The organism is Candidatus Protofrankia californiensis, from assembly GCF_900634765.1.
Classification (GTDB): Bacteria; Actinomycetota; Actinomycetes; order Frankiales; family Frankiaceae; genus Protofrankia; species Protofrankia californiensis.
On sequence record NZ_CAAAFT010000217.1, the window covers coordinates 4,416 to 10,247 of the forward strand.

At 66.5% G+C, this 5,832-nt stretch carries 4 protein-coding genes; 3 read left to right on the forward strand and 1 reads right to left on the reverse strand.

All coding sequences use genetic code 11. The features are described from left to right. Positions 1-848, forward strand: an 848-nt coding sequence (gene dmpG, locus DD1DGNOD_RS11935) for a 4-hydroxy-2-oxovalerate aldolase (RefSeq protein ID WP_131770134.1), incomplete at its 5' end; no start/stop codon positions are given. Positions 849-966: 118 nt separating this feature from the next. Further along, on the forward strand, positions 967-2,667 hold the full coding sequence (locus tag DD1DGNOD_RS11940) for an AMP-binding protein (RefSeq protein ID WP_131770135.1): 1,701 nt from the start codon (positions 967-969) through the stop codon (positions 2,665-2,667). 108 nt (positions 2,668-2,775) lie between these two features. Here DD1DGNOD_RS11940 and DD1DGNOD_RS11945 read toward each other — a convergent pair whose 3' ends face one another. Further along, positions 2,776-4,044, reverse strand: a complete 1,269-nt coding sequence (locus tag DD1DGNOD_RS11945; protein WP_131770123.1) for a helix-turn-helix transcriptional regulator — start codon at positions 4,042-4,044, stop codon at positions 2,776-2,778. A gap of 1,015 nt (positions 4,045-5,059) precedes the next feature. Between DD1DGNOD_RS11945 and DD1DGNOD_RS29345 the strand changes: the two genes are divergently transcribed. Further along, a partial coding sequence (locus tag DD1DGNOD_RS29345) for an acyl-CoA dehydrogenase family protein (protein WP_241255666.1) occupies positions 5,060-5,832 on the forward strand: 773 nt, incomplete at its 3' end.

Consider the following 5,832-nt stretch of genomic DNA (forward strand, 5'->3'; position numbering starts at 1 on the left):
CCGCCGCAGTGGTCACGAACGCTGTGCTCACCACGCTCCTGCTGCCCGGCATCGGCACCATCCGCCACCTCGAGCGGGCCTTCGACCTTGGCATCAGGTCCGTGCGGGTGGCCACCCACGCCACCGAGGCCGACATCGGCCCGCAGCACATCGCCCGGGCCCGCGAGCTGGGCATGGACGTCTCCGGCTTTCTGATGATGAGCCACATGGCGCCCGCGGCCGAGCTGGCGAGGCAGGCAAAGATCATGGAGGATGCTGGTGCGCACTGCGTGTACGTGACCGACTCCGGCGGGCGCCTCACGATGGACGGCATACGCGAGCGGATCCGCGCCTACCGGGACGTCCTCGACCCGGCCACCCAGCTCGGCGTACATGCCCACCAGAACCTGTCGCTGGCCGTGGCCAACTCGGTGGTGGCCGTGGAAGAAGGCGTGACCCGGGTCGACGCCTCGCTCGCCGGCCAGGGCGCCGGTGCCGGGAACTGCCCGATCGAACCGTTCATCGCGGTGGCGAACCTGATGGGCTGGAAGCACGGCTGCGACCTGTTCGCACTCCAGGACGCCGCCGACGGCCTCGTCCGCCCGCTGCAGGACCGGCCGGTACAGGTGGACCGGGAGACGCTGACCCTGGGCTACGCCGGCGTCTACTCCAGCTTCCTGCGGCACGCTGAACGCGCGGCCCGCGAACACGGGCTCGACACCCGCGACATCCTGATGGAGGTAGGCCGCCGAGGTCTCGTCGGCGGTCAGGAAGACATGATCGTCGACGTCGCACTGGACCTTGTCGCAGCCGGGGCTGCCGTCGGGGCCGTTGCAGCCGGAGCCGTCGAAGCCGGGCGGCCCGGGTGACCGTGACAAGGTCGGCCGCCGCACTGTTTGCCGCCGCACTGGTTAGGGCCGCACTGTTCAGGGAGGACAGTTGACATCGCAGGTGTTGGGTACAGACGGCTTGGCCGAGTTCCGCGCGATGCGGGATTTCCTGCTCACCCACCGGGAGGACTACGACGCCGCGTACGCCGGGTTCCGCTGGCCGCAGCTGGCGGAGTTCAACTGGGCGCTGGAGTGGTTCGACCATCTCGGCGCCGACCCGGACAGTGCCGACCGGGTCGCACTGTGGATCGTCGAGCAGGACGGTTCACAGCGGCGTCAGACCTTCGCGCAGCTGTCCGCCCGCTCGAACCAGGTGGCCAACTGGCTGCGTGAGCGGGGCGTGGCGCGCGGTGATCGCATCGTGCTCATGCTGGGCAACCAGGTCGAGCTGTGGGAGACGTTGCTCGCGGCGATGAAGCTCGGTGCGGTCGTCATCCCGGCGACCACGCTGCTTGCGCCCGCCGATCTGCGGGACAGGATCACCCGCGGCCAGGCCCGGTACGTCGTCGTCGGCGCGACCGACACCGACAAGTTCGCCGACGTACCCGGTGCGTACGACCGCATCGCGGTCGGAGCGCCGGTGCCGGGCTGGGCGCACTACGCCGACTCGGCTCAGGCGTCCACCGTGTTCGTCCCGGACGGTGTGACCCATGCCAGCGACCCGTTGCTGCTCTACTTCACCTCGGGTACCACCGCGGCCCCCAAGCTCGTCGAGCACACCCACGTCTCCTACCCGGTCGGACACCTGTCGACGATGTACTGGATCGGGCTCGAGCCCGGCGACGTGCACCTGAACATCTCCTCGCCGGGCTGGGCCAAGCACGCGTGGAGCAACGTGTTCGCGCCCTGGAACGCCGGGGCCACCGTGTTGGTCTACAACTACAGCAGGTTCGACGCCGCCGCGATGCTGGCGCAGATAGACCGTTGCGGTGTGGACAGTTTCTGCGCGCCCCCGACGGTGTGGCGGATGCTGATCCAGGCCGATCTCGCGGCGGTACGCAACCCGCCGCGCAAGGTCGTCGGCGCGGGCGAGCCGCTCAACCCCGAAGTCATCGAGCAGGTGGAGAAAGCCTGGGGGGTGCGGATCCGCGACGGCTTCGGGCAGACCGAAACCACCGTGCAGATCGGCAACTCGCCGGGACAGCTCGTCAAACCGGGGTCCATGGGACGACCTGTGCCCGGTTACCGCGTCACGCTGGTCGACGTCGCCACCGGTCAGCCGGCAGACGAGGGCGAAATCTGTCTGGACCTCACCCAACGCCCGTTGGGTCTGATGGTCGGCTACCGCGACGATGCCGCGCGCAACGCCGAGGCGATGGCGGGTGGCTACTACCACACCGGTGACGTGGCCTCGCGCGACGCCGGCGGATACATCACCTACATCGGCCGCGCGGACGACGTGTTCAAGGCGTCGGACTACCGGATCTCGCCGTTCGAGCTGGAGAGCGTGCTGATCGAGCATCCCGCCGTCGCCGAGGCCGCCGTCGTCCCGTCGCCGGACGCGATCCGGCTGGCGGTCCCGAAGGCATACGTGGTGCTCGCCGACGGTTACGAACCCGACCGGGCCACCGCACTGTCGATTCTGCGTCATGCCCGGCAACAGCTCGCGCCGTACAAGCGGATACGTCGCCTTGAATTCGCCGAGCTACCCAAAACGATATCTGGCAAGATCCGACGGGTGGAACTTCGCCGCCGGGAGGACGCGCTGCACCCGCTTAGCGCCACCGCAGTCCCCGCGGGCACCTCAGCGCCCAACCGTGAATACCGTGACGAAGATTTTCCGGAACTGCGGGAATGACGCTGGTGACGGGTTCGACCGTCCGGTCCATCCCGCTGGCCTCACCACCCACGTGACCATCCACCGTGGAATCCGGACCCGACGGCTGGGTACTTCGAAAACAGGTACTCAGCCGTTCCTGCAGGACTTTTTTTCGAAAAAGCTGACAGGTTCCGACCGGTATCGCTGAATCGTGTTCAGATAACGTGAAACAGCTTCCGCCCGGTTGGTGGCTCCGAGCTTGCGCAGGATGTGCTTCACGTGCACCTTCACGGTTCCCTCGGAAACCATCAGGCGAGTGGCAATTCGTGCGTTGGTGGCTCCGTCGGCCATGTGCCGCAGGACTTCGATCTCCCGCCGGGTCAGGGGTGAATGCACGTCGTCCTCGATCGCACTGGTCAGCGCGCTTGTCCCGATGTCCCGGGTGAGCTCGACGGGAGTATCCGCCGGTTTCAGGGACACGTCGTTCTCCGTGAAGGAGGCCATCAGATCGGAGATGCCCGCCGTATAGGTGCATAACTGGTCGCGAAGGGCCAGCATCCGGTCGGCGAACACGGCACGTTCGATCGCGTAGCCCAGACCCTCCATGAACAATCCGATGGTCTCGCGGTCCAGACTGTCCACGTGTCGCCCGTCGGTGTATGCGTCGGCGTGCATGAAGCCGATCACCGTGGACATCGACACAAGCGGTGCGGCGACATAGGAACGCGAGTCGGTCACGGTCTTGAGCAAAGGGTGCACCTGCGGGTTCGCCTGGGCATTCTTGATCAGGATCGGCTGTCGTCGATGGATCATGTCGGTCTCCAGCACCTGCTGGTCCAGCAGTATCGGGTCCGTACTACCAGCCTTCACCATCAACGCGGCAAGGTCCGGATCGCCTCGAACATAGGCCGACTTCACCACCCAGCGGGAGTTCTGGATCTGGGACAGCATGGCCCGTCCGAAACCGAGTTTTTCGACCTCGGCGGGTGCCCGGATGAGCAGATCTCGAACTGTGAAGAGATCCCGTAGACGGTTCAGCGTATGGCGTACCTCGGCCAGGGCCGACGTTCGCTGAGCCAGCACCGCCTCACGGAGGGATATCCGGGCCTGACTGAGCCGCGTGAGCGCCGCGATCAGCTCCGCGTGCGCCTCCGTGCCGACCTGCTCCACGCCGGCAGTCAGCCGTTTGGTGATGGCGTCCTGAGCCGCCGCCAGTGTCATCTCCGCGGCATGCAGATCCAGCGGGGTGATGCTCAGCGGTGCACAGTCCCAGCCAGTCAGCTTGGAAACCAGCTGGAGAATCGAACGCACGCGCTCGACCTCTTTGCGTGGCAGGTCAGGACTACGGAAGAACCAGATCTCGCCCCGCGCCGGGTGCGAGCGTTCGCCACCATCACTTGAATCGATCATAGGCATGATGGCCTCGTTTCCTCGTCATCGAGCGTTGTCCGGAACTCGAATCGCGATCGGTGTCCCGCGGGCGACGTGGGGGCGGTTCGCCTGAGAACCTGCTTGTGACGCGCCCCCGTCCGGTCTGCCAGCCCGCCGGAGGGGGCCGTCAAACCGTCGACACGCCGAGCGCCGAGGCTTGTGCCCGTGGCGTCTCGTCGCCTGCCCGAGGTCAAAGCAAGATCTAAAAAGGGTTCCGAGGTGATCTGCCGTATAGTTTCCGGCCCCGGCATGGACTCGCTGCATCGGATCACCTCCGCTGTCCCATCATCGTTGAAGCATCCCGGCTACCTTGACGCCGACCACCTGGCGCGGAAAGGCGTTATTAATCCGAGGTTAAATAGTAGGACGGTGGAGTACTTTCGGCCAGCGCGCGCCGACCCCTGAGAAGGTTTCGCCATGCCCGCTCCGGTGCTGGCCGTCAGCGTACATCCGTTCGACCGGCCGTTCGATGCGGTTGTCGCGTACGGGGGCTGTCCATGCTGTCCGGGCTCCCTCGGAGCGCCGTGACGGTGGCCTGTCAGGCGTGCATCCCACGGCGTTGCGGCAGTCTTGAGTACCGGCCGGAGGCGTCCCGAGAAGCCGGGGCTGTGATCGCCAGCATGGATCGCCGGCATGGATCGTCGATTCGTTGCCGGTCGGCGTCGACTCGGTCATGATGCTCACAGGGCCGCACGTGGTGATCTCGTAGCTGCTGCGGCGCGACAGGCTGGACATCGGCGATCTCGGTCCGATCGCGATCTAGGTACTCTCTGTCGGCGGCCATGTCTCGGCCATGTCTCGGCCATGTCTCGGCCGTGGCGCTGTCGGTGACGCGGCATCACCGATGGACACCTGTCAGCGGAGCCTGTGCGCGACCAGATCGAGGAGATCTTCGCTCGCGACGACGCGATGTGCCGTGCCATATCAGGGATGAGATGGGCATGTTCGTCGACGCGATCGCAGCTGTCGCGTCCCAAACCGTATTCTGAGGCGGAGCAAAATGATCTCTTTTGAGTTCTCCGAGGAGCAGGAGGACTTCCGGCGTGCGCTTGCCCAATTCGCTGAGAAAGTACTGCTGCCTGGCTACCGTGACCGGGCGTCGCGCACGGACTACCCGTTCGGCATCCAGCGCCAGCTCGCCGATCTCGGTGTGCTCGGTATCGGCTTGCCCGAGAAGTTCGGCGGCACCGGCGCCGAGGATCCGATCATGCTCGGGCTCGCGGCGGAGACGTTGGCCTACGGTGACGTGAACATCGCGTCCGCGCCGGTGCAGGTCGGGCTCGTGGGGTCGCAGCTGGCGCACGGTACTCCGGCGGTGCAGGAGGAGTACCTGCCTCGGCTGATCGCCGGTGAGATCACGGTCGCGATCGCGCTCACCGAACCTGGCTCCGGGTCCGACGCGGGCGCGCTGCTCACAGTCGCCGAGCCGGTGCCCGGCGGCTGGCGGCTGCGAGGCGAGAAGACCGCCATCTCATGGGCCTGCAACGCCGCCGCCGCGCTCGTCTACGCCCGTGAGCCGGGGTCTGCACGATCGAGTGGAGTGAGCTGTTTCCTCGTCCCGCTCGATGCCGCGGGCGTGACCGTGAGCCACATGCCGGGGATGGGCTGCCTGCCGTTGGGCTGGGGGTCGATCCACCTGGACGACGTGTTCGTGCCGGAGGAGGGTCTCATCGGTGAACACGGCCAGGGCTTCCGCAGCGTCATGAACCACTTCGACTTCAGCCGTGCCGCACTGGGCCTGATGTGTCTCGGTGCGGCACGGGCCAGCCTCGA

Bases quoted from the DNA above. Each gene is read 5' to 3' on its own strand.
- DD1DGNOD_RS11940 (WP_131770135.1), top strand. From the start codon at position 967: ATGCGGGATTTCCTGCTCACCCACCGGGAGGACTACGACGCCGCGTAC.
- DD1DGNOD_RS11945 (WP_131770123.1), bottom strand. From the start codon at position 4,044: ATGCCTATGATCGATTCAAGTGATGGTGGCGAACGCTCGCACCCGGCG.